Below are 1,341 nucleotides of genomic sequence, written 5' to 3' on the forward strand. Positions count from 1 at the left end.
CCGTGTCTTCTCTTCAGGTTTGCCCAGGTCAATGAAGCGCCCCGAAGGTTCCGGACAGTGGTCCCACTACAATGGGATTGTCCGGAAGGTGTTTAATTTTGGCTCGATCGAAGAAGAACTATTCTCCTGAGTTCCGGGAAGAAGCCGTGAAGTTGGTGATCGAGACCTCGCGCCCGATCGCACAGGTGGCCAGGGAACTCGGAATCAATGCGGGAACTCTCACCAATTGGGTGGGCGCCTACCGGCGTGAGCATGCCGGGGACGACCCGCCGCTCTCGACCAGCGAGCGTGTGCGGCTCCGCGAAACGGAGCGTGAGCTTCGGGAGCTGAAGCAGAAAGTCGCCTTCCTGGAAAAAGTTGCCGCGTACTTCGCCGCGGATCCTCGGTGAACGACAAGTTCGAGTTCATCGACGCTGAGTACGCAACGACATCCATCGCGAACAATGAAGACGCCTTTCCGATCACCAAGATGTGCGCCTGGCTCGAAGTCTCCCGTTCTGGATTCTACGAATGGCGAGGACGGCCGGAATCGGCGACCGCACGCAGGCGCGAGGAGATCAAGGCCTGGGTGCTGTTCTTCTTCAAGGAATCCGATGAGACCTACGGGTACCGGCGCATCCACGCGGACCTCGTCGACGAAGGCGTGGAGGCCGGCCCGGAGCTCGTCCGGTCCTGCATGCGGGAGCTGGGCCTGGAGCCGTGCCAGCCGCGGCCCTGGCGGTTCGGCCTGACCGAAGGCGACGGCCTGGAACACGCGATCCCCGACCTGGTCCAGCGGGACTTCACCGCCGAAGCACCCGGACTGAAAATGGTCGGCGATATCACTTACATCGAAACGTGGGAGGGCTGGGTCTATCTGGCGACTGTCATCGACTGCCACACCAAGGCCGTCATCGGCTGGGCGATGGATGACAACTACAAGACACCGCTCATCGAGAAGGCCATCGCCATGGCCGCCCGCAACCACGACCTTGCAGACCAGGCGATCTTTCACTCCGATCGCGGCAGCAATTACACGTCCAGCCAGTTCGCCAAGACGTTGAAGCGCCATAACCTCAGGCAATCGGTGGGCCGGACCGGCATCTGTTACGACAATGCAATGGCGGAGTCTTTCTTCGCCGCACTCAAGAACGAACGCGTTCACCGGACGCAATATCCGACCCGGGCACACGCGTACCGCGACGTTGTCCGCTACATCGAGCTCCGCTATAATTCACGACGTCGCCACTCGGGACTCGACTACAAGACCCCTCGACAGGTCCACAACGAGTACCTCGAACGGCAGCTCGCGGCGTGAACTAACCGCAAATAAGCTGTCCGGAATCGGCAGGGCACATCACA

Annotated in this window: 1 protein-coding gene; it reads left to right on the top strand. The window is 60.7% G+C overall.

Annotation, left to right across the window (positions count from 1 at the left end; all coding sequences use genetic code 11):
- The first annotated feature begins 98 nt into the window (after positions 1–98).
- A protein-coding gene (locus ABD327_RS27875; protein WP_344454483.1) for an IS3 family transposase occupies positions 99–1,297 on the top strand; the annotation gives its coding sequence in 2 pieces (ribosomal slippage) (positions 99–351 and positions 351–1,297; 1,200 coding nt in all).
- The last annotated feature ends 44 nt before the right edge of the window (positions 1,298–1,341 follow it).

This window comes from Actinocorallia aurantiaca, from assembly GCF_039533685.1.
Taxonomy (GTDB): domain Bacteria; phylum Actinomycetota; class Actinomycetes; order Streptosporangiales; family Streptosporangiaceae; genus Actinocorallia; species Actinocorallia aurantiaca.